The organism is Pseudomonas sp. BGA-UO-ETr-WB11, assembly GCF_059567785.1.
In genome coordinates this window covers 49,891-75,249 of sequence record NZ_JCAQOS010000006.1, presented here as the reverse complement: position 1 = coordinate 75,249, position 25,359 = coordinate 49,891, and the positions used below count along the sequence as shown (strand labels likewise).

At 62.0% G+C, this 25,359-nt stretch carries 22 protein-coding genes and 1 pseudogene; 13 read left to right on the top strand and 10 right to left on the bottom strand.

Going from position 1 to position 25,359, the window contains the following annotated elements; all coding sequences use genetic code 11:
* Positions 1 to 9 precede the first annotated feature (9 nt).
* Entirely contained in the window at positions 10 to 1,419 is a 1,410-nt protein-coding gene (locus AC56DI_RS09210; protein ID WP_496345892.1) for a PilZ domain-containing protein, read from the top strand.
* A gap of 25 nt (positions 1,420 to 1,444) precedes the next feature.
* On the opposite strand, the gene AC56DI_RS09205 is transcribed toward AC56DI_RS09210, so the two are convergent.
* Positions 1,445 to 2,665 (bottom strand): YihY family inner membrane protein, encoded by a 1,221-nt coding sequence (locus tag AC56DI_RS09205; protein ID WP_496345891.1) that lies wholly within the window; start codon positions 2,663 to 2,665, stop codon positions 1,445 to 1,447.
* A 121-nt stretch (positions 2,666 to 2,786) separates the two neighbouring features.
* Between AC56DI_RS09205 and arsC the strand changes: the two genes are divergently transcribed.
* Genes arsC through AC56DI_RS09190 form a run of 3 tightly spaced genes read left to right on the top strand, consistent with a single transcriptional unit; the run spans position 2,787 to position 4,145 of the window.
* The gene (gene arsC / locus AC56DI_RS09200) at positions 2,787 to 3,140 is read left to right on the top strand and encodes an arsenate reductase (glutaredoxin) (RefSeq protein WP_496345890.1); all 354 of its coding nucleotides are present in this window, start codon (positions 2,787 to 2,789) and stop codon (positions 3,138 to 3,140) included.
* Positions 3,137 to 3,742, top strand: a complete 606-nt coding sequence (gene wrbA, locus AC56DI_RS09195) for an NAD(P)H:quinone oxidoreductase (protein ID WP_496345889.1) — start codon at positions 3,137 to 3,139, stop codon at positions 3,740 to 3,742. Before arsC ends, wrbA begins: the two co-directional genes overlap by 4 nt.
* Positions 3,735 to 4,145, top strand: coding sequence for a DUF2069 domain-containing protein (locus tag AC56DI_RS09190; protein ID WP_496345888.1), 411 nt, complete (start codon positions 3,735 to 3,737; stop codon positions 4,143 to 4,145). Before wrbA ends, AC56DI_RS09190 begins: the two co-directional genes overlap by 8 nt.
* Before the next feature lie 39 nt (positions 4,146 to 4,184).
* On the opposite strand, the gene hda is transcribed toward AC56DI_RS09190, so the two are convergent.
* Both hda and AC56DI_RS09180 read right to left on the bottom strand, forming a co-directional pair.
* The gene (gene hda, locus AC56DI_RS09185; protein WP_496345887.1) at positions 4,185 to 4,889 is read right to left on the bottom strand and encodes a DnaA regulatory inactivator Hda; all 705 of its coding nucleotides are present in this window, start codon (positions 4,887 to 4,889) and stop codon (positions 4,185 to 4,187) included.
* Between the two features lie 115 nt (positions 4,890 to 5,004).
* Positions 5,005 to 6,027: a DUF2066 domain-containing protein gene (locus AC56DI_RS09180; protein WP_496345886.1), complete on the bottom strand. Its 1,023-nt coding sequence runs from the start codon at positions 6,025 to 6,027 to the stop codon at positions 5,005 to 5,007.
* On the opposite strand from AC56DI_RS09180, the pseudogene AC56DI_RS09175 reads away from it, so the two are divergent.
* From AC56DI_RS09175 to AC56DI_RS09155, 5 genes and pseudogenes are all read left to right on the top strand, one after another.
* Positions 6,017 to 6,721 (top strand): annotated as a pseudogene (locus AC56DI_RS09175) (MCP four helix bundle domain-containing protein); the annotation flags it as partial. The gene AC56DI_RS09180 and the pseudogene AC56DI_RS09175 overlap by 11 nt on opposite strands.
* 105 nt (positions 6,722 to 6,826) lie before the next feature.
* Positions 6,827 to 7,816 carry a methyl-accepting chemotaxis protein gene (locus tag AC56DI_RS09170; protein WP_496346145.1) on the top strand — a complete coding sequence of 330 codons (990 nt, stop codon included), beginning with the start codon at positions 6,827 to 6,829 and terminating at the stop codon, positions 7,814 to 7,816.
* Positions 7,817 to 7,982: 166 nt separating this feature from the next.
* Complete coding sequence (purM, locus tag AC56DI_RS09165) at positions 7,983 to 9,041, top strand: phosphoribosylformylglycinamidine cyclo-ligase (protein WP_422588348.1); 1,059 nt, start codon at positions 7,983 to 7,985, stop codon at positions 9,039 to 9,041.
* Entirely contained in the window at positions 9,041 to 9,715 is a 675-nt protein-coding gene (purN, locus tag AC56DI_RS09160; protein WP_496345885.1) for a phosphoribosylglycinamide formyltransferase, read from the top strand. Before purM ends, purN begins: the two co-directional genes overlap by 1 nt.
* 13 nt (positions 9,716 to 9,728) lie before the next feature.
* Positions 9,729 to 10,445 (top strand): DUF3108 domain-containing protein, encoded by a 717-nt coding sequence (locus tag AC56DI_RS09155; RefSeq protein WP_496345884.1) that lies wholly within the window; start codon positions 9,729 to 9,731, stop codon positions 10,443 to 10,445.
* A 65-nt stretch (positions 10,446 to 10,510) separates the two neighbouring features.
* Here AC56DI_RS09155 and AC56DI_RS09150 read toward each other — a convergent pair whose 3' ends face one another.
* From AC56DI_RS09150 to cysM, 5 genes are all read right to left on the bottom strand, one after another.
* Positions 10,511 to 11,050, bottom strand: coding sequence for a DUF2058 domain-containing protein (locus AC56DI_RS09150; RefSeq protein WP_324517967.1), 540 nt, complete (start codon positions 11,048 to 11,050; stop codon positions 10,511 to 10,513).
* Between the two features lie 34 nt (positions 11,051 to 11,084).
* Positions 11,085 to 11,918 (bottom strand): nucleoside triphosphate pyrophosphohydrolase, encoded by an 834-nt coding sequence (mazG, locus tag AC56DI_RS09145; protein ID WP_496345883.1) that lies wholly within the window; start codon positions 11,916 to 11,918, stop codon positions 11,085 to 11,087.
* Positions 11,919 to 12,062: 144 nt separating this feature from the next.
* Positions 12,063 to 14,309 carry a GTP diphosphokinase gene (gene relA, locus AC56DI_RS09140; RefSeq protein ID WP_496345882.1) on the bottom strand — a complete coding sequence of 749 codons (2,247 nt, stop codon included), beginning with the start codon at positions 14,307 to 14,309 and terminating at the stop codon, positions 12,063 to 12,065.
* A gap of 94 nt (positions 14,310 to 14,403) precedes the next feature.
* Positions 14,404 to 15,753: a 23S rRNA (uracil(1939)-C(5))-methyltransferase RlmD gene (gene rlmD, locus AC56DI_RS09135; RefSeq protein ID WP_496345881.1), complete on the bottom strand. Its 1,350-nt coding sequence runs from the start codon at positions 15,751 to 15,753 to the stop codon at positions 14,404 to 14,406.
* Positions 15,754 to 15,817: 64 nt separating this feature from the next.
* Positions 15,818 to 16,720 (bottom strand): cysteine synthase CysM, encoded by a 903-nt coding sequence (cysM, locus tag AC56DI_RS09130; protein WP_496345880.1) that lies wholly within the window; start codon positions 16,718 to 16,720, stop codon positions 15,818 to 15,820.
* A gap of 175 nt (positions 16,721 to 16,895) precedes the next feature.
* Between cysM and AC56DI_RS09125 the strand changes: the two genes are divergently transcribed.
* Both AC56DI_RS09125 and AC56DI_RS09120 read left to right on the top strand, forming a co-directional pair.
* Positions 16,896 to 19,655 (top strand): response regulator, encoded by a 2,760-nt coding sequence (locus tag AC56DI_RS09125; protein ID WP_496345879.1) that lies wholly within the window; start codon positions 16,896 to 16,898, stop codon positions 19,653 to 19,655.
* A 17-nt stretch (positions 19,656 to 19,672) separates the two neighbouring features.
* A complete protein-coding gene (locus tag AC56DI_RS09120) occupies positions 19,673 to 20,662 on the top strand; it encodes a 2-hydroxyacid dehydrogenase (RefSeq protein ID WP_496345878.1) in 990 nt (329 codons plus the stop codon).
* Between the two features lie 68 nt (positions 20,663 to 20,730).
* On the opposite strand, the gene dcd is transcribed toward AC56DI_RS09120, so the two are convergent.
* Positions 20,731 to 21,297, bottom strand: coding sequence for a dCTP deaminase (gene dcd, locus AC56DI_RS09115; protein ID WP_324517974.1), 567 nt, complete (start codon positions 21,295 to 21,297; stop codon positions 20,731 to 20,733).
* Between the two features lie 325 nt (positions 21,298 to 21,622).
* Between dcd and AC56DI_RS09110 the strand changes: the two genes are divergently transcribed.
* On the top strand, positions 21,623 to 21,832 hold the full coding sequence (locus AC56DI_RS09110) for a cold-shock protein (RefSeq protein WP_014336857.1): 210 nt from the start codon (positions 21,623 to 21,625) through the stop codon (positions 21,830 to 21,832).
* A gap of 128 nt (positions 21,833 to 21,960) precedes the next feature.
* On the opposite strand, the gene apbC is transcribed toward AC56DI_RS09110, so the two are convergent.
* Positions 21,961 to 23,055 carry an iron-sulfur cluster carrier protein ApbC gene (apbC, locus tag AC56DI_RS09105; RefSeq protein ID WP_496345877.1) on the bottom strand — a complete coding sequence of 365 codons (1,095 nt, stop codon included), beginning with the start codon at positions 23,053 to 23,055 and terminating at the stop codon, positions 21,961 to 21,963.
* 180 nt (positions 23,056 to 23,235) lie between these two features.
* Between apbC and metG the strand changes: the two genes are divergently transcribed.
* The gene (gene metG / locus AC56DI_RS09100; RefSeq protein WP_496345876.1) at positions 23,236 to 25,281 is read left to right on the top strand and encodes a methionine--tRNA ligase; all 2,046 of its coding nucleotides are present in this window, start codon (positions 23,236 to 23,238) and stop codon (positions 25,279 to 25,281) included.
* Positions 25,282 to 25,359 lie beyond the last annotated feature (78 nt).

The window sequence follows — 25,359 nt, the reverse complement described above, 5'->3', positions numbered from 1 at the left end:
GGGGTTGATATGACGCTGGATGCCTTGCGCCTGGAAGTGCCGGATATCCTCAACGAGGAAGCATCCTCGCTGGCCGACCTCAACGAGCGCCTGGCGGCTGCGCGCCTGCTAGACAGCGACTGCGCACTGCAGGAGGTACTGAGCCTGCTGTTTCGCCTCAATCGCAGCGCCATGACCTTACTTGAAAGACAGCGCGCCCTGCAAAGCTTCAGCGATGCCTATCGGCATTACGCCAGCGCGTACGCCGATCACAGCGCACCGCCCACGCTGTTTGTACGCCTGTGCAGCGAGCTGGCGGCCGGCTTCAAACGCCTGCTGCTGCAGATACTGCAAGGCCGACAGCCGTCACGGCCGCACCTGGCCTGGTGCCTGTATATGGCCCAACACTTTCTTGCGCAAAGCTTGCTGCGCCACTACCAGCTCTACCAGGAGCCGCCACCCAGCCTGTGGCGCGACAGCCATTTGCTGTACTGGATCGGCGAGCACCAGGAGTGCCTGGACGAACACATTTCTGCCGCGTTCCTGCCTGCACCGGCCTGCACCTTGCGCGGCCTGTATCAGCAGGCCTTGATCCTGGCCCTGAGCAACCCGTTTCACTTGGCTGAAGGTGAAAGCCCACTGCTGTTCGGCGCCCTCGCCCCACTGGCGGGCCTTGCGCGCCTGCTGCCCTGGGATGACGAGGAAGAGTCGGACGGCCCGATTGTCGACCTCGGCGCGTCCCAGGCCTGCCTGACCTACGAGCAATCCCCTGAAGGCGACGCTAGCCAACTGCGGCGCCTGGAGTTGGGCGCCCTGCTGGTGGCCCTGCATGAGCCCGCTCCGCTGCAAACCACCGCCGAACGAGCGCTGCTGGAACGGGTACGCCCGCACTGGCTGGGGCGTCAGCAACGCCGCCATGACCGCTCCGACCTTGAGGGCTCATGCAACCTGGTCATCGGCCTGAATGACATTCACGCCCAATTGCTGGAGAAGCGCCCACAGCACTGCGCCACCCTAATGCTGGATGCCAGCGCCGGCGGGGCTCGCTTGATCTGCAACAGCGATCAAGGCGCCCATCTGCCTGTCGGTCAACTGGTGCTGGTGCTCGCCGAGAGCGGCACACCCACCTTGGCGCTGGTGCGCTGGCGCCATCAGAACGCTGAAGGCCTGCACCTTGGCCTGCGCTACCTAAAGGGCCTGCCACGCCCCGTGTGGCTGCGCCGGGCCCCCAGCGCCCAAACCCATCCAGGCGTTATGCAAAGCACCCCGGAGCCAGGCAATGGCTGGCATCACGGCTTGTGGTTACCCAATGGGCAGTTTGTCGAAGGAGAGAATCTCTGGCTGCAACTGGCCAGCGTCAACAACCAGGCCATCCTGCCGCTGCCGGCCAGCAACCTGTGCACGCCATCGGTATCACGCTATCCACTGCGTCTGGCCTGATCGACTGATCAGGCCAGACAGCCTTTCACTCGTCGCCGGCCCGCAACCACAGCGCCAGACTACCGCTGAACAGTTCCGACTCTTGCGCGTAAAGGCTTTCCAACGCCGCCCGCACACCTGGGTACCAGGCCTCGTCCAGCTGCGCCGGTAACTGCTCCAGGCGCGGAATTGGCCATGGGCAGCGACTGATCAGCTGGTACAGGCTGTACGTGGAGAGATCGCGCGACAGCACCCAGCCATCGTTACCGGTCATGCAGATCAGCTTCTCGGTTTCAAGAAACGCCACCACCTCACTCCACTCGTCACCCGGCAACTGCCAACCCGCGCGCTGCACCGTGCTATGGCGCACCACCAGCCCACGCTGTTGGCGCAGGTGAAAAACCCGCAGCACACCCAACAACACCAGCAGACGCGGCAAACCGCGGCGACGCCAATGATGTGGCGCCGACAGATTGCACACCAGTTCGGCACCGAACAGCACGATCAGCCAGGACAAATACAACCACAGGAGAAACAGCGGCACCGTGGCAAAAGCACCGTAAATCAGCTGATAGCCGGGAAAGAAGCTCACATAAAGGCCGAAAAACGCCTTGGCTACCTCGAACAGGCTGGCCGTGAACACGCCACCAATCAGCGCATGCTTGAGCGGCACCCGAGCATTGGGCACCGTCGCGTAAATCAGGGTAAAGGCCGCCACACTGAACAGCAGCGGAGTAAAACTCAGCAGCGTCTTGGCCCCTGCCACGGCATCAGGCCCGCTCAGTAAAGAGGTCGAGGTCAGGTAAGTGCTGATCGCAAAACCACTGCCCAGCAGCAGAGGTCCGAGACTGAGAATGGCCCAATAGAGCAGAAAGCTGGACACCCCGCGCCGGCTCTTGCGCACTCGCCAGATGGTGTTGAATGCCTGCTCGATATTCACCAGCATCATAAAGGCGGTGACCGCCAGCAACAGCACGCCCACCCAGGTCAGCTGCCGCGCCTGCTCGGTAAAGGCCCACAGGTACTCCTGCACCGCAGCACCGGTAGAGGGCACAAAATTGCGAAAGATGAAGTGCTGGATCTGCTCGCCAACGCCCTGAAAAGCCGGCACTGCCGAGAGCATGGCGAAGGTCACGGTCATCATTGGCACCACCGCAAACAGGGTGGTGTAGGTCAGGGCTGCCGCGCTGCTGATGCCGCGGTCGGCGAGAAAGCGCTGCAGCAGAAAACGCCAGAAATCCAGAACATCGTGTAGCCGCTGGCGCATTACATCTCCTTGATAAGCAAAGGCCGTGGCGGCCCGTGAGGCGTATCGGTCATACAAGATGCAGGCCGGCGCTCAGACGCGGTTAGAATAGCCGCCTCACCAGGCAAGATGCGACCCGCAAATGACCGATCTGACCCTCTATCACAATCCGCGCTGCTCGAAATCGCGCGCCGCCCTGGAGCTGCTCGAAGCCCGCGGCCTGACGCCAACCATTGTGCGCTACCTGGAAAACCCACCCAGCGTCGAGCAATTGCGCGAGCTGCTGAGCAAGCTAAACCTGCCGGCCAGGCAATTGCTGCGCAGCGGCGAAGAGGAATACAAGGCCCTCAACCTGGCCGACGTCAGCCTCAGCGAAGAACACCTGCTCAGCGCCATGGCCGCCCACCCGAAACTGATTGAGCGCCCGATTCTAATTGCTGGCGCCCGCGCGGTGATCGGCCGCCCCACCGAAAAATTGCTTGAGCTGCTGCCATGAGCACGCCTTACATTCTCGTGCTGTATTACAGCCGCCATGGCGCCACCGCAAAAATGGCCCGCCAGATCGCTCGCGGCGTCGAGCTCGGCGGCCTGGAGGCGCGCCTGCGCACGGTGCCGGCAGTGTCCAGCGAATGCCAGCAAGTCGCCCCGGAGATTCCGGCTGAAGGCGCCCTATATGCCAGCCTTGATGACTTGCAGCACTGTGCGGGCCTGGCCCTAGGCAGCCCGACGCGCTTTGGCAACATGGCCGCCCCGCTCAAGTACTTCCTTGATGGCACCAGCAACCTATGGCTTACCGGCGGCCTGGTCGGCAAACCGGCCGGCGTGTTCACCAGCACCGCCAGCCTGCATGGCGGCCAGGAAACCACCTTGCTGTCGATGCTCCTGCCGTTGCTGCACCACGGCATGCTGATCAGCGGCCTGCCTTACAGCGAAGGCGCACTGCTCAGCACCCGCGGCGGCGGCACACCCTACGGCCCAAGCCACCATGCCGGCGCCGACGGCAAGCGCGCACTCGATGAAGACGAAACCGCCCTGTGCCGCGCCCTTGGCCTGCGCCTGGCGAAACTGGCTCAGCAATTGGAGAACACCCGTGGCTAAAATCGCCAAACCCCTGCCCGCCATCAGTTGGCTGCAGCCGCGCCTGAGCATCAGCCGCGCCATCAGCCTGTTCAGCTTCTTCGCCCTGGCCGTACTGCTGGTGGTGTGGAACCTGGCGTTCGCCGACCTGCATGGCGCGCGCACCGAAGTGATCATGGCCATCGAGCTGGCACCACTGGCCCTGCTGGCTCCCGGCTTGCTGCTGGGCAAGGCGCGCGCCTATGCCTGGGCCTGTTTCGTGGTCAACCTGTACTTCATCAAGGGCGTACTGGCGGCCTTCGACCCGGCCCGCAGCCTGCTGGGCTGGATCGAAGTGCTACTCAGCGTCAGCCTGTTCTGCGCCGCGCTGATGTACACCCGCTGGCGCTTTCAGTACGACCGCATCCTCGCTGGTGAACTCTGACGGAGCGTTAACTGCCCCCTGCACGTGCAGGGGCCGCGGCTACCAGCCGAGGGTGGCTTTCAGAAAGGGAATGGTCAGCTTGCGCTGGGCTTGTAGGGACGCCTGATCGAGCCGTTCGAGCAGCTCGAACAGGGCACTCATGCTGCGGGTGCCGCGGGTCAGGATGAAACGCCCGACGTCGTCTGATAACTGCAAGCCACGGCGCGAAGCACGCAGTTGCAGGGCCCGCAGCTTGTCCTCATCGGACAGCGACTGCAGCTGAAACACCAACGCCAGGGTCAGTCGCGACTGCAAGTCCGGCAGACCGACCGGCAACTCTCTTGGCGAGCAATTGGCCGACAACAACAGACGCCGGCCACTGTCGCGCAAGCGATTGAACAGGTGAAACAGCGCCTCTTCCCACTCACGCCGTCCCGCCACTGCATCCAGATCATCCAGACACACCAGCTCGCACTGCTCCAGGTTATCGAGCAACTCTGGGCCGTAGTCCGCCACCTCACGGAGCGGCAGGTACACCGCCGGCTCGCCGCGCTGCTCGAAGCGCAAACAGGCGGCCTGGAGCAAATGGCTGCAACCCACGCCCTCGCCGCCCCACAGGTAAATCAGGCTTTCCGTCCAACCGGCTTCCGCCTCGCACAGCCGCTCGACATAGCCGAGGGCCGCCGCGTTGGCGCCGGGGTAGTAGTTGGCGAAGGTGGCGTCATCACGCAGACGCACCCCCAGAGGCAGCTGGATCGGGATCATAACGGGCGGGGCAACTTCGCAAAGCCGCCGCAAGACTCTTTATAGGACGGGGAAAGTCTATACAAATCAGCCAGATACTGCAGCTCCAAGCGGCTGAAGCTGCGCATCGCGGGCATTACCAGTGAAACTGCAAGGCCTCGCTGCCATCGACCGGCGCAGCCGTCGCCGGGGCTGCCGGATCGACAGCGACGCTGCCTTCCTGCAAACGCCCCAATGCTAACTGGGCACGCAACTGCTCAGGGCTGGCATTTAGACGAAACGCTAGGCGATCACCCTTAGCCCACTGCAGGCGTGCAGCAAAAGGCTCAAGCAGGCGCTGAAGCTCGGCGTAACGTGCCAGGTTGGCGCCCTGCACTTCCAGCTGCAGACCTTGGGCGGCGCCCGGACGACTGACAAAACGCGGCGCCAGGCGCTGACTGACGGCCAACCACACAGCATCAGCCAAGGCCGCCTGATCGGCGCCCTGAGCCGTGCCCTGCTCGCGGCTTTCGCCCAACCACAGACGCCATTGCGCCTGCCATTGTCCGTCCGCCTCGCGGGCTTGTACGGTCAGCAAGGCGTCAGCGCCATAACGGGTAGACGCCTGCTGCAAGGCTGCCGGCTGATTCGCCGAAAGGTTTTCGGCAGTCGCCAGCAATTGCTCATCCAGGTCCGCCAGCGGCAATCGCAGCGGCAGGCCGCGATGTTGAGCGGCATCGCGCAGCAAGGGAGCGGCGGCCTGGGCATCACCTACCAAAGTACTGCCATCAGTGGCCTCATTCAGCCACCAGGCCAGAATTGCCGGACGGTTGGCGCCCCACAAAGGCAAACCAGCCCGACGCAGGGTTTGCTCGCTGCTCAGCGGATCAAAATCCACCTGCAACACCTGGGGTGGCCCACTTTGATAGGAGTACTGACTGATCAACTGCTGCGGATTCTTGCGCAACTCCGCCACGGCCGGGCTCTGCAAGGCTGCAGGATCGCCTGTCAGGCGCAACACCAACGTGTCCAGTGCACGGCTTAACGCCGCCTCGCGCTCAGTCGGTTGCTGGCTGTTCACCACCTCACGCACTTGATAAAGACTGGTCAAGGTCTCTGCCGAGAGCGGCAAACTAGACAAGAACAAACAGCTGACAAACAAGCGGGCAATGAGGCGCATCAGTTTCTCGGACGACTTAAAGGCTAAAGAGTGGCTATACCTTAAACAGCCACCCCAACCGCGGCAATGGGCAATAGCGCTAAACAAGCGCCCATGCCGGTCGATACTGCCCCTAAGTGCAGTGCGCCAAGCGCGCGCTCACGCCGGCAAACGCTCGCTCTGGAGACCAGGAATGTCGATAAAAATACGCTTACTGCTATTGACCGCTACCGGCCTGCTAGCCGCGCTATTCATGGGCCTGGACAGCTTGTTCAATAATGCCCGCACAGCGGACGCAGTAAACGACAACCAGGTCAGCCTGACTGCCCTGCGCAACCATCTGGAAGCGGACATGATGCACGACGCCCTGCGCGCCGATGCCTTTTCAGCCCTGCTGGTGGGCCTGGGCAAGAGCCCGAGCAGTGCAGACGAAGTGCGCAGCAGCTTGCAGGAGCATGCCGCGCGCTTTCGCAAGGTGCTAGAAGCCAATCAGCAACTGCCCACCAGCGCCGCCATCAAACAGGCACTGGAGCAAGTACAACCCAACCTGAATGCCTACCTGGCAGCCGCCGAGCAAATTGTCAGCCAAAGCCTGCAAGACCCCGAACTCGGCCAGAAAGCCCTGCCGTCCTTCAATAAGGCCTTCGAGCAACTGGAAGGCGACATGGAGGCACTCAGCGGCCTGATCGAGGAAAACGCCCATCAAAGCAGTGACGAAACCAATTCAGCCATCAGTGCAGCCAACAAAGCCATTATCGCGGCATTGCTGGTCAGCCTGCTTCTACTGACAGCTCAGGGCATATGGATTGTCAGCAGCATCATGCGGCCGCTGCGCTTCGCCAACCGAATTGCCACCGCCACGGCGTCCGGCAATCTCAGCGAGTACATCGAACAACCCAGCAGCCAGGATGAAGCCAGTACCCTGGTGCGCAGCCTCGCCAGCATGCAGCGTGATTTGCGTGAAATGATCGAGCTGATCACGACCAAGGCCCGCGGCGTCAGCGCCATCACTCAGCGCCTGAGCAGCGGCTGCCACAGCGTCGCCATCAGCAGCCAACAACAGACCGACGGTGCCAACACCATGGCCGCAGCGGCCAACCAGATGAATGCCAGCATCGAAGAAATCACCCGCCACGCCGAGCAAGCCCGGCAAATGGCTAACCAGGCCGAGCATCTGGCCAAAGATGGCGGGCTGGTGATTCACCAGGTGGTCAAAGATATGGACGCCATTGCCCATTCCGTACAGGCATCGGCCCAGGTAATCCGCACCCTGGATCAAGAGTCAGAGCAGATATTCAGCATCATCCAAGTGATCAAGGGCATCGCCGACCAGACCAACCTACTGGCCCTGAATGCCGCCATTGAAGCCGCTCGCGCCGGAGAGCAGGGCCGCGGTTTCGCTGTAGTGGCGGATGAAGTGCGGCAACTGGCCGGCCGCACCAGCGCCTCCACCGAAGAAATCGCGTCCATGGTACAGCGCATTCAGAGCAGCACCCGTGAAGCGGTGACCAGCATGGAAGCGGGCGTTACCCAGGTGGACAAAGGCATGACCGTAACCGCCGATGTCGAGCGCGCCATCCGTGAAATCCTCGAGGCCACCCTCAGTACCACGCGCCTGGTCGACGACATTTCCCGCACCATTGGTGAACAAAGCCTGGCCAGCCACGAAATTGCCCAGCAAGTGGAGAACATCGCCAACATGTCCCACGACAACAGCCAGGTCATTGAGCAAACCGCGCGCACCACCGACGAACTGGCGCGCCTGGCCGATGAGCTGGGGCACTCCGTGGACCGCTTCCGCCTCAGTTGAGGGCGACACAAACCGCGTGACGGCAAGCCTGGCGAGCCACTCGATGGCCGGCAGGCATGCGCCGATGGCCGCTAGCGTTCAAGCCTGATAAAATCGCGCGCCTTCGCAGACCGGCGCGCGCAGCCCCCCGGTCGCCCCTCGAATTCCCCTTTAAAGGCCTGAACCCATGAGCAAGCAACCCTCCATCAGCTACAAGGACGCCGGTGTAGACATCGACGCCGGCGAAGCCCTGGTCGAACGCATCAAGGGCGTTGCCAAGCGCACCGCACGCCCGGAAGTCATGGGTGGCCTGGGCGGCTTCGGTGCCCTGTGTGAAATCCCGGCAGGCTACAAGCAGCCGGTGCTGGTTTCCGGCACTGACGGCGTCGGCACCAAGCTACGCCTGGCACTGAACCTGAACAAACACGACAGCATCGGCCAGGATCTGGTCGCCATGTGCGTCAACGACCTGGTCGTGTGTGGCGCCGAGCCACTGTTCTTCCTTGACTACTACGCCACCGGCAAGCTCAACGTCGACGTAGCCGCCACCGTAGTGACGGGCATTGGCGCTGGCTGCGAACTGGCCGGCTGCTCTCTGGTCGGTGGTGAAACCGCCGAGATGCCGGGCATGTATGAAGGCGAAGACTACGACCTGGCCGGCTTCTGCGTGGGCGTGGTAGAAAAAGCCGAAATCATCGACGGCTCGAAAGTGGCCACCGGTGACACCCTGATCGCCCTGCCGTCTTCCGGCCCGCACTCCAACGGCTACTCGCTGATCCGCAAGATCATCGAAGTGTCCGGCGCCGACATCGAAACCATTCAGCTCGACGGTAAGCCGCTGAGCGAACTGCTGATGGCACCGACGCGCATCTACGTTAAAGCCCTGCTGCAACTGATCAAGGACACCGGCGCCGTCAAAGCCATGGCCCACATCACCGGCGGCGGTCTGCTCGACAACATCCCACGCGTACTGCCAGATGGCGCTCAGGCAGTGATCGACGTGGCCAGCTGGACCCGTCCAAGCATCTTCGACTGGCTGCAAGAACAGGGCAACGTTGACGAGCACGAGATGCACCGCGTACTCAACTGCGGTGTTGGCATGATCATCTGCGTAGCCCCAGAACAAGCCGACGTCGCCCTCGACGTGCTGCGTGAAGCCGGTGAAAAACCCTGGATCATCGGCCGTATCGAGAATGCTGCCGCGGGTGCCGAGCGCGTGGTACTGAACAACCTGAAAAGCCACTGATGCGTTCAGGCTGTTCTTCACCCCAGTGCAAGGTGGTGGTGCTGATTTCCGGGTCTGGCAGCAATTTGCAGGCCCTGATTGACAACATCGCCAGCGGCGACAACCCGGCGCAGATCAGCGCGGTAATCAGTAACCGCGCCGACGCGTACGGGCTGCAACGGGCCCAGTCTGCCGGCATTGCCACCCAAGTGCTCGACCATAAACAGTTCGATGGCCGCGAAGCCTTCGATGCGGCCCTGGCGGCAGCTATCGACGCCCACCATCCGCAACTGGTGGTACTCGCCGGGTTTATGCGCATCTTGAGTGCCGGCTTTGTCCGTCACTATCAAGGCCGCCTGCTGAATATCCACCCGTCCCTGCTGCCCAAATACAAAGGCCTGCACACCCATCAACGGGCGCTGGACGCCGGTGACCGAGAGCACGGCTGCAGTGTGCACTTCGTTACCGAGGAACTGGATGGCGGGCCGCTGGTCGTACAAGCGGTAGTACCGATTGCCGCAGACGACACCGCAGACACCTTGGCCCAGCGTGTCCATGGGGCAGAACACCAGATCTACCCCCTGGCCGTACGTTGGTTCGCCGAAGGCCGGGTACAGCTACACGAACAAGGCGCCACCCTCGACGGGCAACTGCTGCCCGCCAGCGGTCAAGTGCTGCATTACGCCGATTCGTAACCCTGGAGAACCTATGCGCCGCGCCTTGCTGTTTGTTCTCGCTGCCTTGAGCCTGTCGGCTCAGGCCATCGAACTGAAGCCCTTCACCGCTAGCTATACCGCTGACTGGAAGCAACTGCCCATCAGCGGCACCGCCGAACGCAGCCTCAAGCGCCTGGATGACCAGCGTTGGCAACTGAGCTTCGAGGCCGCCATGCTGGTCGCCAGCCTCACCGAAGAAAGCACCTTCCGCCTGGAAAACAACAGCTTCCTGCCCCTGACCTACCGCCTCAACCGCAGCGGCTTGGGCAAGAGCAAGAAGGTCGAACAGGATTTCGACTGGACGGAAAAACAGGTGATCGGCAATGACCGCGGCGAGTCCGTGCGCCTGCCACTCAATCGTGGCCTGCAGGACAAGTCGACCTATCAGCTGGAACTGCAATTTGCCGTGGCTGCCGGGCAAAAGAGCATGAGCTACCAAGTGGTCGATGGCGACGAAATCGAGACCTATGATTTTCGCGTGCTGGGCAGCGAACGAGTGCGCACCAAAGCCGGTCTGATCGACGCGATCAAGGTCGAGCGAGTACGCGACCCCACCAAGAGCAAGCGCAAGACCGTGCTCTGGTTCGCCAAAGACTGGGACTACCTGCTGGTGCGCCTGCATCAGGCCGAAACCGACGGCAAGGAATACCAGATCATGCTCAAGGACGGCAGCGTCGACGGCAAGCCTGTCACCGGCATTGCTGAATAAACCGCGACACCGCATAAAAAAGCCGGGCATTGCCCGGCTTTTTTATGCCTGAGAATTACGAGCCGTTACCACATCAGGTCATCGGGTACCTGATAGGCCGCATACGGATCATCGGCATCCGGTGCCTCGGTCTGGGTGTTGAGCAACAGCACCCGGCGCGGATCGCGCTCCTGAATCTTCAACGCCGCTTCGCGCGGAATCACTTCGTAGCCGCCGCCGTGCTGGACGATGGCCAGGGAGCCGCTGCTGAGCTTATCGCGCATCAACTTGTTGACCGACAGACGTTTAACTTTTTTGTCGTCGACGAAGTTGTAGTAATCCTCGGTGGTCAGCTTGGGCAGGCGTGACACTTCGATCAATTGCTTGATCTGCGCGGCACGGGCCTTTTGTTCGGCCTTTTCCTGCTGCTGGCGGTTCAGTTCTTGGTCGCGAGCGATCTTCTCAGCCTTGGCTTGCAAGGCGGCCTGCTGCTGCGAGTCATCGACTTCGATCTGGCCTTTCTTTTCCAGGCGCTGCTGTTTCTGCTTCTGCTTGCCGGCCTGCTTGGCCTGCTTTTCATTGACCAGCCCGGCTTTGAGCAGCTGATCACGAAGGGAAAGACTCATAACCTACGCCTTACACGTTGAGAGGTGGGCAGTGTCAGTCACAGCCGAGGCCGTGCTTTTCCTGTTTTTTGGCTTCACCCCAAAGGGCGTCCAGTTCATCAAGGGTGCAATTCTCAATGGGCCGCTGGGCTTCGCGCAATGCCTGTTCGATAAAACGAAAGCGCCGCTCAACCTTGGCGTTGGCCGCGCGCAAAGCGCTTTCGGGGTCGACCTTGAGGTGGCGGGCCAGGTTGGTGACCACAAACAGCAGGTCACCTATTTCCTCACTGATGGCCTGCGGGTCGTTCTCGCTCATGGCCTCCAGCACTTCGTCCAGCTCTTCGCGGACCTTGTCCACCACAGGCAAGGCATCTGGCCAGTCGAAGCCAACCTGAGCCATGCGCTTCTGCAGTTTGGCCGCCCGACTTAGGGCCGGCAGCGCCTGGGGCACATCATCGAGCAACGACAGCTGCTCGGGCACAGCGGCCTTGGCGGCGCGCTCTTCGGCCTTGAGCTCCTCCCAGCGCTGCTTGACGGCAGCTTCTTCGAGCCGCGCCGCATCGGGCGCGCCATACAGATCGCCATCGACAAACACATGGGGGTGGCGGCGAATCAGCTTGCGGGCAATGCCATCGACCACCGCGGCAAACTCGAAGCGCCCTTCCTCCTGCGCCAGTTGGCTGTAATACACCACCTGAAACAGCAGATCGCCCAACTCGCCGGGCAGGTGCTCGAAGTCGGCCCGTTCGATGGCATCGGCCACCTCATAAGCCTCTTCCAGCGTGTAGGGCACGATGGTCGCGTAGGTCTGTTTGAGATCCCACGGGCAACCGTACTGCGGGTCACGCAGTCGGGCCATCAGGTGCAGCAGGTCGTCGATTTGATACATGACAAGCCCTTGGAATAGGTAATCGGGATTGCTAAGCGTCGCGAGCGGTAGCCCGGATGCAATCCGGGATGGCCGACGGGCAAGCCCCCCGGATTGCATCCGGGCTACGGGCTGCTTCAACAACGCCAGACCGAGCGCAGCGGCTCAACCGCTGGTTCGACTGCGCCGCGCCTCGATAATATTGGGCAGCTGGCTGATCCGTCCCAACAGGCGACCCAAGGCTTCCAGACCCGGGATCTCGACGGTCAGAGACATGGCCGCAGTGTTGTCGTCCTTGTTCGAGCGGGTGGTCACGGCCAGCACGTTGAGCTTCTCGTTGAGCAGCACCTGAGAGACGTCACGCAGCAACCCGGAACGGTCGTAGGCACGAATGATGATGTCCACCGGGTAGGTCTGGATCGGTACCGGACCCCAGCTGACCTGAATGATCCGCTCCGGCTCGCGACTGCCCAGTTGCAGCACCGAACCGCAATCCTGGCGGTGGATGCTGACGCCGCGACCCTGGGTGATATAGCCGACGATCGGGTCGCCCGGCAGCGGCTGGCAGCAACCGGCGATTTGCGTCAGCAGGTTGCCGACTCCTTGAATCTGGATGTCGCCGCGCTTGCCCGGCTTGATCGCGCCCGGCCGACGCGGAATCAGCTCCAACTGTTGCTCGCCGCGCTCCGGCTCCACCAACTGCTGGGCCAGGTTGACCAACTGGGCCAGGCGCAGATCGCCAGCACCGAGGCCGGCGAACATGTCTTCGGCACTTTTGAGGTTGGCTTTTTCCGCCAGCTTGTCGAAGTCCACCGCCGGCAGGCCCAAGCGAGCCAGCTCGCGTTCCAACTGGGTTTTACCGGCCGCCACGTTCTGATCGCGGTCCTGCAGTTTGAACCAGTGGACGATCTTCGCCCGCGCCCGTGAAGTGGTGATGTAGCCCAGGTTGGAGTTCAGCCAGTCACGGCTCGGCGTACCGTGTTTGCTGGTGATGATCTCCACCTGCTCGCCGGTTTGCAGGCTGTAGCTGAGCGGCACGATACGCCCGTTGATCTTCGCGCCACGGCAGTTGTGGCCGATCTCGGTGTGCACCCGGTAGGCAAAATCCAGCGGCGTGGCGCCCTTGGGCAAGTCGATGGCGTGACCGTCGGGGGTGAAAACGTAAACCCGATCTGGCTCGATATCGACCCGTAGCTGCTCGGCCAGACCGCCGATATCGCCCAGTTCTTCGTGCCACTCCAGCACCTGACGCAACCAGGAAATCTTCTCCTCGTAGTGATCAGACTTGCCTTTAACGTCGGTGCCCTTGTAGCGCCAGTGGGCGCAAACGCCCAGCTCGGCCTCTTCATGCATGTCGCTGGTACGGATCTGCACCTCGAAGACCTTGCCATCCGGGCCCAGCACCGCGGTGTGCAGCGAGCGGTAGCCGTTCTCCTTGGGGTTGGCGATGTAGTCGTCGAACTCCTTGGGAATGTGCCGCCACAAGCTATGGACGATCCCCAGGGCGGTGTAGCAATCGCGCACCGCCGGCACCAGCACGCGCACCGCACGCACGTCGTAGATCTGGCTGAAGGCCAGGCCTTTGCGCTGCATTTTGCGCCAGATCGAATAGATGTGTTTGGCCCGCCCACTGATGTCAGCTTTGATGCCAGTGGCCGTCAACTCGCTGCGCAGGTGGTCCATGACTTCATTGATGTACTGCTCGCGGTCTAGCCGCCGCTCATGCAGCAGAGTGGCGATCTGCTTGTACTTCTCCGGCTCTAGGTAGCGGAAGGACAAATCTTCCAGCTCCCACTTGATATGGCCGATGCCCAGACGATGGGCCAGCGGCGCGTAGATATCCGCCACCTCACGGGCCACGCGCTGGCGTTTCTCATCGGGCGCGTTCTTGATCGCACGGATTGCGCAGGTACGCTCGGCCAGCTTGATCAGGGCCACGCGCACGTCATCGACCATTGCCACCAGCATCTTGCGCAGGTTTTCCACCTGCACCTGGGAGCCCAGCACCAGCGACTCGCGCGAGCTGAGGCTGTCACTGATGGCGGCCATGCGCGAGACGCCGTCGATCAGCTTGGCCACCACCAGGCCGAAGCGCTGCTGCACCGTGGCCAGGGAAATCTTGCCTTCACGCACACCGCGGTAGATCACCGCCGCTACCAGAGAGTCCTGGTCCAGTTTGAGGTCGGCGAGTATCTCGGCAATCTCCAGGCCGACGCGGAAACTCGAGGTACCTTCGGTCCACAGGTTCTGCGCCGCATTGGCCTGCTGCTCGGCCTCGCGGGCAAACTCACAGGCACTTTTCAGCGCCTCGCGGTCCAGCGCCGGATCGACGCTCAGGGCATGGTCCAGCCAGGCATCCAGATTGATGCTGCCGTCGGTGTTGATCGGCTGTTGCGCGCGTACCTGTACCATCAGTGTTTACCCTTGCTGATCGGCAACCGACTCGCGCCGGTTGCCTGCGGTCTTGTCTTGCGGCCACTCAGGGCCACTGGACTCCAGAAGCTTCCTAGCCTCTCTCGAATAACGCCATTGCCTCGACATGGGCGGTCTGCGGAAACATGTCGAGAATGCCGGCCCGCTTGAGCCGGTAACCCTGCTTGAGCAACTCCGCCGTATCCCGCGCCAGGGTTGCCGGGTTGCACGACACATACAGCACACGCTCGGCGCCCAGTGCGGCGATCTGTTTCACCACCGCGAAGGCGCCATCCCTTGGCGGATCGAGCAACACCGCCGAAAAACCTTTGTACATCCAGGCGCCATCCAGCGGGTTCGACAGATCCGCCTGATAAAAGTGCAGATTCTCCAGGCAGTTGCTGCGGGCGTTTTGCTGCGCCCGTGCCACCATGGTCGCCACGCCTTCCACTGCCACCACTTCCGCCACCCGCTGCGCCAGGGGCAAGGCGAAGTTGCCCAGCCCGCAGAACAGGTCCAGCACCCGCTCACCGGCTTGCGGTGCCAGCCAGTCCAGCGCCTGGGCGATCATCGCCTCGTTGACCGGGCCGTTGACCTGGACGAAGTCTCCCGGCCGATAGGCCAACTGCAAGTCCCAACTTTCCAGCCGATAGCCCAGCTCGGCGTCCGCCTGCTGCGGCTGCGGATCACCCTCGCCCTGCAGCCACAACTGGGCGTTCTGCGCCTGACAAAAGTGCTGCAGGCGAGCCACATCCTCGTCGCCCAAAGGCGCGGTATGGCGCACCAACAAGGCCATGGCCGTGCCGCTGAAAATCTCCACATGACCCAGGGCCTGGGGTTTACGCAAACCACGCAAGACCTCAGGCAAGGCGCTCAGCAGCGTCTGCAAGGGCTGTACCAGTACCGGGCAATCGGCGATGGCGACAATGTCCTGACTGGCGGAGGCACGAAAGCCCACCGCCAAGTGCTTGCTCTTCACGTCCCAGCGCACCGCAATGCGGGCGCGGCGGCGATAACCAAACTCCGGCCCCACCAAGGGTAGCGCCCACTCTTCGGGCGCGGCGGCGGCGACGCGCAACAATTGCTCCGCCAGGGTGCGCTGCTTAAGCGCCAATTGTTCGCTGTGGGGCAGGTGCTGCAAGGTGCAGCCACCGCACTGCCCGGCATGGGCGCAAGGCGCCACACGCCGCTGAGCACTGCTGGTAAAGATGCGTTCGGCACGCGCCTCGACCACCTGGCTACGGGCACCCAGCACCCGCGCTTCGACATCCTCATCGGCCAGGGCGCCGGCGACAAACCAGGTGCGTCCGTCGACGAAAGCGATGCCACGGCCATCGTTGGCCAGCCGCTCAATGTGCAAGCGCTGCTTCTTGCCCGTAGGCACGGCGACCGCCTTGCTGCCGCCCGCCGGTTGAAATCGCAGGCCCGTGTCACGCTTCGCCATGGTCAGTACAACTCATCATCAATCACACAAAAAAGAAACGGCCTGAGCCGTCACAACAACGGCTTCAAGCATCGCCAAGGGGTTGATCATAGATGCCAGTGGACAGGTAGCGATCGCCGCGGTCGCAGATGATCGCCACCAGCACGGCGTTCTCCACCTCAGCCGACAGACGCAACATGGCGGCCACCGAGCCACCCGACGACACGCCACAGAAAATACCTTCCTCACGCGCCAGGCGACGCATCACCTGCTCGGCCTCGGCCTGGCCCATGTCGATCACCCGATCAACGCGCTCAGCCTGGAAAATCTTCGGCAGGTACTCGCTCGGCCAGCGGCGGATACCCGGAATCGCTGAACCTTCCTGGGGTTGCAAGCCGACGATCTGCACCGCCGGGCTCTGCTCCTTGAGGTAACGCGACACCCCCATGATGGTGCCGGTGGTACCCATTGAACTGACAAAGTGAGTGATCCGCCCTTGAGTCTGCTGCCAGATCTCCGGGCCGGTGCCGGCATAATGGGCCAGCGGGTTATCGCCATTGGCGAACTGATCGAGCACCTTACCCACGCCGTCGGCCTGCATCTGCAGGGCCAGGTCGCGGGCGCCTTCCATGCTCTCGACCAGAATCAGCTCGGCGCCATAGGCGGTCATCGCCGCCTTGCGCTCGGCGGTGGAGTTGTCCGGCATGATCAGAATCATCCGGTAGCCCTTGATCGCAGCAACCATGGCCAGGGCGATGCCGGTATTGCCGGAGGTGGCTTCGATCAGGGTGTCACCCGGTTTGATCGCGCCGCTCAGCTCGGCGCGATTGATCATCGACAACGCCGGGCGATCCTTCACCGAGCCCGCAGGGTTATTGCCTTCCAGCTTCACCAACAGGGTATTGGACGTCGCGCCGGGCAAGCGCTGCAGGCGCACCAGCGGGGTGTGGCCGATGCACTCGGCAATGGTCGGAAACTGCAGGGTCATGGCTGTAGACGATCCGCACGCTATCAAAGGGCGCCTATGATAACGGCAAACGGCCGGCGGCCATATCGCTGGAGCCAACCAGACTATTGCACCTTGTGATTAGTCGGGGCCAAGACCAACCGGTACACTGGCCGCCGCAATGACTCGGTATTTAGCGCAGACAAGGAGCAGGGTTGTGTTCAAGGATCTCGGCATCAAGAGCCGCGTACTCATGCTCTCGCTACTGCCCACCAGCCTGCTGGCCGTGGCACTGGGCGGCTATTTCACCTGGATGCAACTGTCTGAACTGCGCGCTCAACTGCTGCAGCGCGGACAGCTGATGACCGAGCAACTGGCCGCAATCGCCGCCCCTGCACTGGCGCGCAACGACAGCGCCCTGCTGGAGCAAATTGCTGACGCCAGCCTGGAGCACGCCGATACGCGCTCGGTACGCCTGTACGATGGCCAGCACAAACTCCTGGCCCACGCGGGACCGAGCATGCTCAACCGAGCGCCTGCCAGCTCATCACGGCAATTGCAGGTACACAGCAACGACAACGCCAGTCGCTTTCAACTGGCCGTGAGCCAACGCCACCTGAACCATAGCCACGAAACCACAGCCACCAGCGAGGCGCCGGTACTCGGCTGGGTAGAACTGGAGCTGTCCCACGACAGCACGTTGCTGCGCGGTTACCGCAGCCTACTGGTCAGCCTGCTGCTGGTGCTTGCAGGGCTGGCTGCCACCGCCTTGATGGCGGTGCGCATGAGCCGCGGCATCAACGAGCCACTGCATAAGATCAAGCATGCCGTTGACCTGCTCAAGGAAGGCCACCTACAGACTCGTCTGGAACCTCTCGGCAGCCACGAACTGGACAAGCTCGGCGGCGGGATCAACCGCATGGCCGAAGCCCTGCAGAACGCCCAGGAAGAACTGCAGCACAGTGTCGACCAAGCCACCGAGGACGTGCGCCAGAACCTGGAGACCATCGAGATCCAGAACATCGAGCTGGACATGGCCCGCAAAGAAGCGCTGGAAGCCAGCCGGATCAAGTCGGAATTTCTCGCCAACATGAGCCATGAAATCCGCACGCCATTGAATGGCATCATCGGTTTCACCAACCTGTTGCAAAAGGGCGAACTCAGCCCGCGCCAGCAAGACTACCTCGGCACCATCAGCCAATCGGCCGACAGCCTACTGGGGATCATCAACGAGATCCTCGACTTCTCGAAAATCGAAGCCGGCAAGCTGGTGCTGGAAAGCATCCCGTTCAACCTGCGTGACCTGCTGCAGGACACCCTGACTCTTCTGGCCCCGGCTGCCCACGCCAAAAACCTGGAACTGCTCAGCCTGATCTACCGCGACACGCCGCTGTCTCTGGTCGGCGACCCGATGCGCATCAAGCAGGTGCTGACCAACCTGGCCAGCAATGCCATCAAGTTCACCCAGGAAGGCACCATCATTACCCGCGCCATGCTCGAGGACGAGAGCGAAGACAGCGTGCAACTGCGCATCAGTGTGCAGGACAGTGGCATAGGTTTGTCCGAGGAAGACTTGCGCGCTCTGTTCAAGGCCTTCAGTCAGGCCGATAACTCGCTGTCGCGTCAGGCCGGCGGCACGGGCCTCGGCCTGGTGATTTCCAAACGCCTGATCGAGCAGATGGGCGGCGAAATTGGCGTTGCCAGCACGCCCGGCGAAGGCTCGGAATTCTGGATCAGCCTGAGCCTGCCCAAAGCTAACGACGATGACAGCGACTCACCGCGCCCGCCGCTGCTCGGCCAGCCAGTGGCCATTCTGGAAAGCCATGAGTTGGCCCGCCAGGCCCTGCAACACCAACTGGAAGACTGCGGTCTCAAGGTCGAGGCCTTCAGCAACCTCGACAGCCTGCTCGCCGCCGTCGCTCAGCGGCAGCACAGCAGCGCGCCGATTGAGCTGGCCGTACTCGGTATCACCGCCCGCGAACTGCCCCCGGAGCGCCTGATCCCGAAGCTGTGGGACCTTGACCGCCTGGCGTGTAAAAGCCTGGTGCTGTGCCCCACCACCGAGCAGGCGCTGTTTCACGACTCTCTGCCCGAAACCCATAGCCGCTTGCAGGCCAAGCCCGCTTGCACACGCAAATTGCAGCGCACCCTCAGCGAACTCTGCGGCCCGCGCCCGCAACGCCATAGCAACCGCGCCCCGCACGCCAGCCGCGCGCCCTATTTACTCTGCGTCGATGACAATCCGGCCAACCTGCTGCTGGTGCAAACTCTGCTGGAAGATCTCGGCGCCCGCGTGGATGCCGTCGACAGCGGCTATGCCGCCCTGGACGCGGTCAAACGCAACGGCTACGACCTGGTTTTCATGGACGTGCAGATGCCTGGAATGGATGGTCGCGAAACCACCGAAGCGATCCGCCAATGGGAAGCCGCACAGGACAGCGCGCCAGTGCCGATCGTGGCCCTGACCGCCCATGCCCTGGCCAATGAAAAGCGCTCGCTGCTGCAAAATGGCCTGGACGACTACCTGACCAAGCCCATCGGTGAACGCCAGCTAGCCCAGGTGGTACTCAAGTGGACCGGCTTGCCGCTGCACCAGCAACCCGCGCCGGCCAACGAACGCCGTCAAGCCGCCCAAGGCCCCAGCGTGCTGGATCATGCCGAAGGGCTGCAGTTGGCCGCCGGCAAGGCCGACCTGGCCGCCGAACTGCTCGGCATGCTCCTAGACTCCCTCGCGGCCGACCGCCAGATCATTCGGGACGCCCGCACCCGCGACGCCAAAGACGCGCTTCTGGAGCGCGTCCATCGCCTGCATGGCGCCACTCGCTACTGCGGGGTGCCACACCTGCGCGCGGCCTGCCAGCACTGCGAAACCCTACTTAAACAGAACTCGCCGGCCAGCGCCGCGGCCCTGGACGATCTGGACGCCGCCATCGAGCAATTGCTCGAAGAAACCGGCCAACCCAGCCAAGCACTATAGATAGTTGGAAGCCCACCATGCGCATCATGTTGTTCAGCAGCCAGCCTTATGATCGCGACAGTTTCAGCGCCGCCGCCTTGCCACCCGGCTGCAGCCTGGCGTATCAGCACGCCCACCTGGGGCTGGATACCGCAGCCCTGGCCAACCATTGCGCGGTGGTCTGCGCCTTTATCAACGACGACCTCTCAGCGCCGGTACTGGAGCAACTGGCTGCCGGCGGCACACGCCTGATCGCCCTGCGCTCGGCGGGTTACAACCACGTTGATCTGCATGCTGCACAACAACTGGGTCTAAGTGTGGTGCGGGTACCGGCCTATTCGCCCTTCGCGATCGCCGAGCACGCCGTAGCCCTTATCCTGGCGCTGAACCGACGTATCCACCGCGCGTTCAACCGCACCCGCGAGGGCGACTTCTCGTTACACGGTCTGATTGGCTTCGATCTACACGGCAAGACTGTGGGCATTATCGGCACCGGCCAGATCGGCGCCGCCTTTGCCCGCATCATGGCCGGCTTCGGCTGCCAGCTGCTGGCCCACGACCCCTATCCCGACCGCGACCTGCAAGCCCTTGGCGTGCGCTACCTGCCGCTTGATGAGGTACTGCAACAGGCGCAGATCATCAGCTTGCATTGCCCCCTGACGCCCGGCACTCGCCACCTGATCAACCAGCAGTCCCTGGCGCGCCTGCAACCGGGCAGCATGCTGATCAACACCGGCCGCGGCGCCCTGGTGGACACCCCGGCACTGATCGACGCGCTGAAAGACGGCCAACTCGGCTACCTCGGCCTGGACGTGTATGAAGAAGAAGCCGCCCTGTTCTTCGAGGACCAGTCCGACCTGCCCCTGCAGGACGACGTCCTGGCCAGGTTGCTGACCTTCCCCAACGTGATCATCACCGCCCACCAGGCCTTCCTCACCCGTGAAGCCCTGAGCGCGATTGCCGAGACGACCCTGAGCAATATCGCGGACTGGGCAGCAGGCACGCCGAACAACCTGGTCACCGCTTAAGCCCGCGACAAACTAATCAGGCAGAAAAAAACCGGCCGAGGCCGGTTTTTTTCATGACTGCCGCGAACTCAGGTGCGCGGCAGGGTGACGCCCAACTGGCCCTGATATTTGCCGCCACGGTCCTTGTACGACACTTCGCACTCTTCATCGGACTCGAAGAACAACATCTGCGCCACGCCTTCGTTGGCATAAATCTTCGCCGGCAACGTGGTGGTGTTGGAGAACTCCAGGGTCACGTGGCCTTCCCATTCGGGTTCCAGCGGCGTCACGTTGACGATGATGCCGCAGCGCGCATAGGTGCTCTTGCCCAGGCAGATGGTCAGCACGTTGCGCGGGATGCGAAAGAACTCGACCGTGCGCGCCAAGGCGAAGGAGTTCGGCGGGATGATGCAGACATCGCTTTTGACGTCGACGAAGCTCTTCTCATCGAAGTTCTTCGGGTCAACGGTGGCCGAGTTGATATTGGTGAACACCTTGAATTCATCGGCGCAGCGCACATCGTAACCGTAGCTGGAAACCCCGTAGGAGATCAGCGCGTTAGCGCCTTCGGTGCGCACCTGGCGCTCGACGAAGGGCTCGATCATGCCGTGCTCCTGGGCCATGCGACGAATCCATTTATCCGGTTTGATGCTCATGGCGACTGTCCTGAATTAAAGCAGCGATAAAACGGTGAGCGCATATTACCGGGGCCGGCGACAGGGTTCAAAGCCTGACGTCAGCAGCCGGTGATAGCGGCTCTCCACCTGGCAATATCCTTATCTACAAAAGTCTTGCAGATAAATTAGCACTGGCCTGAAAAATCACGTATGGTGTTCCCACTGTGCTGCATGTGTCACCGTGAATCGCTACCTGATGTAAGATTTCGATCCAATCATCGCCACGACTCCTTTTACTCGTTGCACTCAGTCTTGGCCTGGGCTTTTCCAGGGCTGTAATTAAATTTGTTTTAGGAGATACACCATGTCGAATCGTCAAACTGGCACCGTTAAGTGGTTCAACGATGAAAAAGGCTTCGGCTTCATCACCCCGCAATCCGGTGACGACCTGTTCGTACACTTCAAAGCTATCCAGAGCGATGGCTTCAAGAGCCTGAAAGAAGGCCAGCAAGTTTCTTTCGTCGCTACCCGCGGCCAGAAAGGCATGCAAGCTGAGGAAGTTCAGGTTATCTAACCTGCGCTTTACTCGCTAAAAAGACCCTGCTTTCGAGCGGGGTTTTTTATGCCTGCGATTTAACCCCCCTCGCCTGCACACCCAGAACACTGCCCGGCAATCCTGCCACCGGGCAACGCCATCAGCTATTAGTCTTCGCTAACCATAATCGTGGGCATGGCTTGCGCTGCGGCTGCTTGCAGGACGATACGCGCACCCACCAGACGCGCCAGCTCCTGATAGACCATGGATATCTGACACTCTGGTTCAGCCACCACAGTCGGTTTGCCGTTATCGGCCTGCTCACGAATCAGCATCGACAGCGGCATTGATGCCAGCAACTCAACCCCGTATTGCTCGGCCAGCCGCGCGCCACCGCCCTCGCCGAACAAATGCTCGGCATGCCCGCAGCTGGAGCAGATGTGCACGGCCATGTTCTCAACCACGCCCAGCACCGGAATGTTGACCTTGCGGAACATCTCCACGCCCTTTTTCGCATCCAGCAACGCCAGATCCTGCGGCGTGGTGACAATCACTGCGCCGGCCACCGGCACTTTTTGCGCCAGGGTCAGCTGGATATCACCGGTGCCCGGCGGCATGTCCACCACCAGATAATCCAAGTCGCCCCAGGCGGTTTGGGTGACCAGCTGCAGCAGGGCGCCGGAGACCATCGGCCCGCGCCAGACCATCGGCGTGTTGTCGTCAGTCAGGAAGGCCATCGACATGACTTCCACGCCGTGGGCCGTAATCGGCACAAACCACTTCTGCTCTTTAACCTGCGGACGAGTGCCGGCCGGAATGCCGAACATGATGCCCTGACTGGGGCCGTAGATGTCTGCATCGAGAATGCCGACCTTGGCGCCTTCGCGAGCCAGGGCCAACGCCAGATTGGCCGCCGTGGTTGATTTGCCCACACCGCCTTTGCCGGACGCCACGGCGATCACGTTTTTCACGTTGCTCAGCGCCGGCACCTGCGCCTGGCCCTGGTGAGCCTCGATCACGCAATCGACCTGCACACTGGCCGAGTCCACGCCGTCCAGGTTTTCCAGGGCCATCTGCAGCAGTTGCGCCCAACCGCTTTTGAACAAGCCTGCGGCATAACCCAACTGCAAACGCACCCGTACCTTGCCGCCCTGAATATCGACCTCACGCAGGCAACCGGCGCTGACCGGGTCCTGATTCAAATGGGGATCGGTGTATTGGCGCAGCGCGGTTTCGACTGCTTCGCGGGTGACAAGGCCCATGACTAACGCTCCAAAAGACTGAGTAAAACAGGCAGCCATCTTAACAGCTGCAACCCACGCCTCGCTGCGCCCAGTAAAACGCCCATTGCCAGCCACGGTTTGCCCGCCGTTTCTGGCTTGCCGCTGGCCGCTGCTTTATAGTTGCCGACCTCTTTCGTATCACCAGCGCAGTCGATCACCATGTCCGAAGCCCGCAAGATTCTCGTTACCAGCGCCCTGCCCTACGCCAATGGCTCCATTCACCTGGGCCACATGCTCGAATATATCCAGACCGACATGTGGGTGCGCTTCCAGAAACTGCGCGGCAATCAGGCCACCTACGTCTGCGCCGACGACGCCCACGGCTCGGCGATCATGCTGCGCGCCGAGAAGGAAGGCATCACCCCGGAACAACTGATCGCCAACGTACAGGCCGAGCACAGCGCCGACTTTGCCGACTTCCTGGTCGATTTCGATAACTTCCACTCGACTCACGCCGAAGAAAACCGCGAACTGGCCACCGGCATCTACCTCAAGCTGCGTGACGCTGGCCACATCGCTACCCGCTCGGTGACCCAGTACTTCGACCCTGAAAAAGGCATGTTCCTCGCCGACCGTTTCATCAAAGGCACATGCCCGAAATGCGCGGCCGAGGACCAGTACGGCGACAACTGCGAGAAATGCGGCGCCACCTACGAGCCCACCGAACTGAAGAACCCACGTTCGGCCATCTCCGGTGCCGTGCCGGTGCTGCGCGACTCCAAGCACTTCTTCTTCAAGCTGCCCGACTTCCAGGCCATGCTGCAGACCTGGACCCGCAGCGGCACCCTGCAAGACGCCGTCGCCAACAAGATTGCCGAATGGCTGGATGCTGGTTTGCAGGAGTGGGACATCTCCCGCGATGCGCCGTACTTCGGCTTTGAAATTCCCGACGAGCCCGGCAAGTACTTCTACGTCTGGCTGGACGCTCCGGTTGGCTATATGGCCAGCTTCAAAAACCTCTGCAGCAAACGCCCGGAACTGGACTTCGACGCCTACTGGGCCAAGGACTCCACCGCCGAGCTGTACCACTTCATCGGTAAGGACATCGTCAACTTCCACGCCCTGTTCTGGCCAGCCATGCTCGAAGGTGCCGGCTACCGCAAGCCAACCGCGGTCAACGTCCACGGCTACCTGACCGTTAACGGCCAGAAGATGTCGAAATCCCGCGGCACTTTTATCAAGGCGCGCACCTACCTGGACCACCTGAACCCGGAGTACCTGCGTTACTACTACGCCAGCAAGCTGGGCCGCAGCGTCGACGACCTCGACCTCAACCTCGAAGACTTCGTGCAGAAGGTCAATGCTGACCTCGTGGGCAAGGTGGTGAACATCGCCAGCCGCTGCGCCGGCTTTATCCACAAAGGCAACAATGGTGTATTGGTCGACGCCAATCCCGAGCCGGCACTGTGGGAGGCCTTCCAAGCCGCTGCGCCGAGCATCGCCGACGCCTATGAAGCCCGCGACTTCGCCCGCGCCATGCGCGAAATCATGGCCCTGGCCGATCGCGCCAACGCCTGGATTGCCGAGAAAGCGCCGTGGGCGCTGAACAAAGTTGAAGGTAAGCAGGCCGAAGTGCAGGAAGTCTGCGCCCTGAGCGTCAACCTGTTCCGCCAGTTGGTGATCATGCTCAAACCCGTGCTGCCGAAACTGGCTGGCGACGCCGAGGCCTTCCTCAATGTGCCCGCGCTGAACTGGTCTGACCTCAGCACGCCACTGGCCAACCACCAACTGAATCCGTTCAATCCGCTGCTGACGCGCATCGACCCGGCGAAGATCGAAGCCATGCTGGAAGCCTCGAAAGAAGACCTCGCCGCCGAAACCGGCGCGCCTGCCCCGGCCGCTGGCAATGGCGAGCTGACCAAAGAACCGCTGGCCGCCGAGATCAACTTCGACACCTTCGCCGCCATCGACCTGCGCGTGGCCCTGATCGAGAAATGCGAGTTTGTTGAAGGCGCCGACAAGTTACTGCGCCTGAGCCTGGATATCGGCGACGCCAAGCGCAACGTGTTCAGCGGTATCAAGAGCGCCTACCCGGACCCAAGCCAGCTGGAAGGTCGCCTGACCCTCTACGTCGCCAACCTGGCGCCGCGCAAAATGAAGTTCGGCATCAGCGAAGGCATGGTCCTGGCAGCGGGCCCCGGTGGCAGCGAGATCTACCTGCTCAGCCCGGACAACGGCGCCAAACCCGGCCAGCGCATCAAGTAAGACTGCGACCCATCAGCGCAGGGCCACCAAGCCCCGCATGATGCAAACAAGCTGACACCTCGGGTCGGCTTGTTTGCG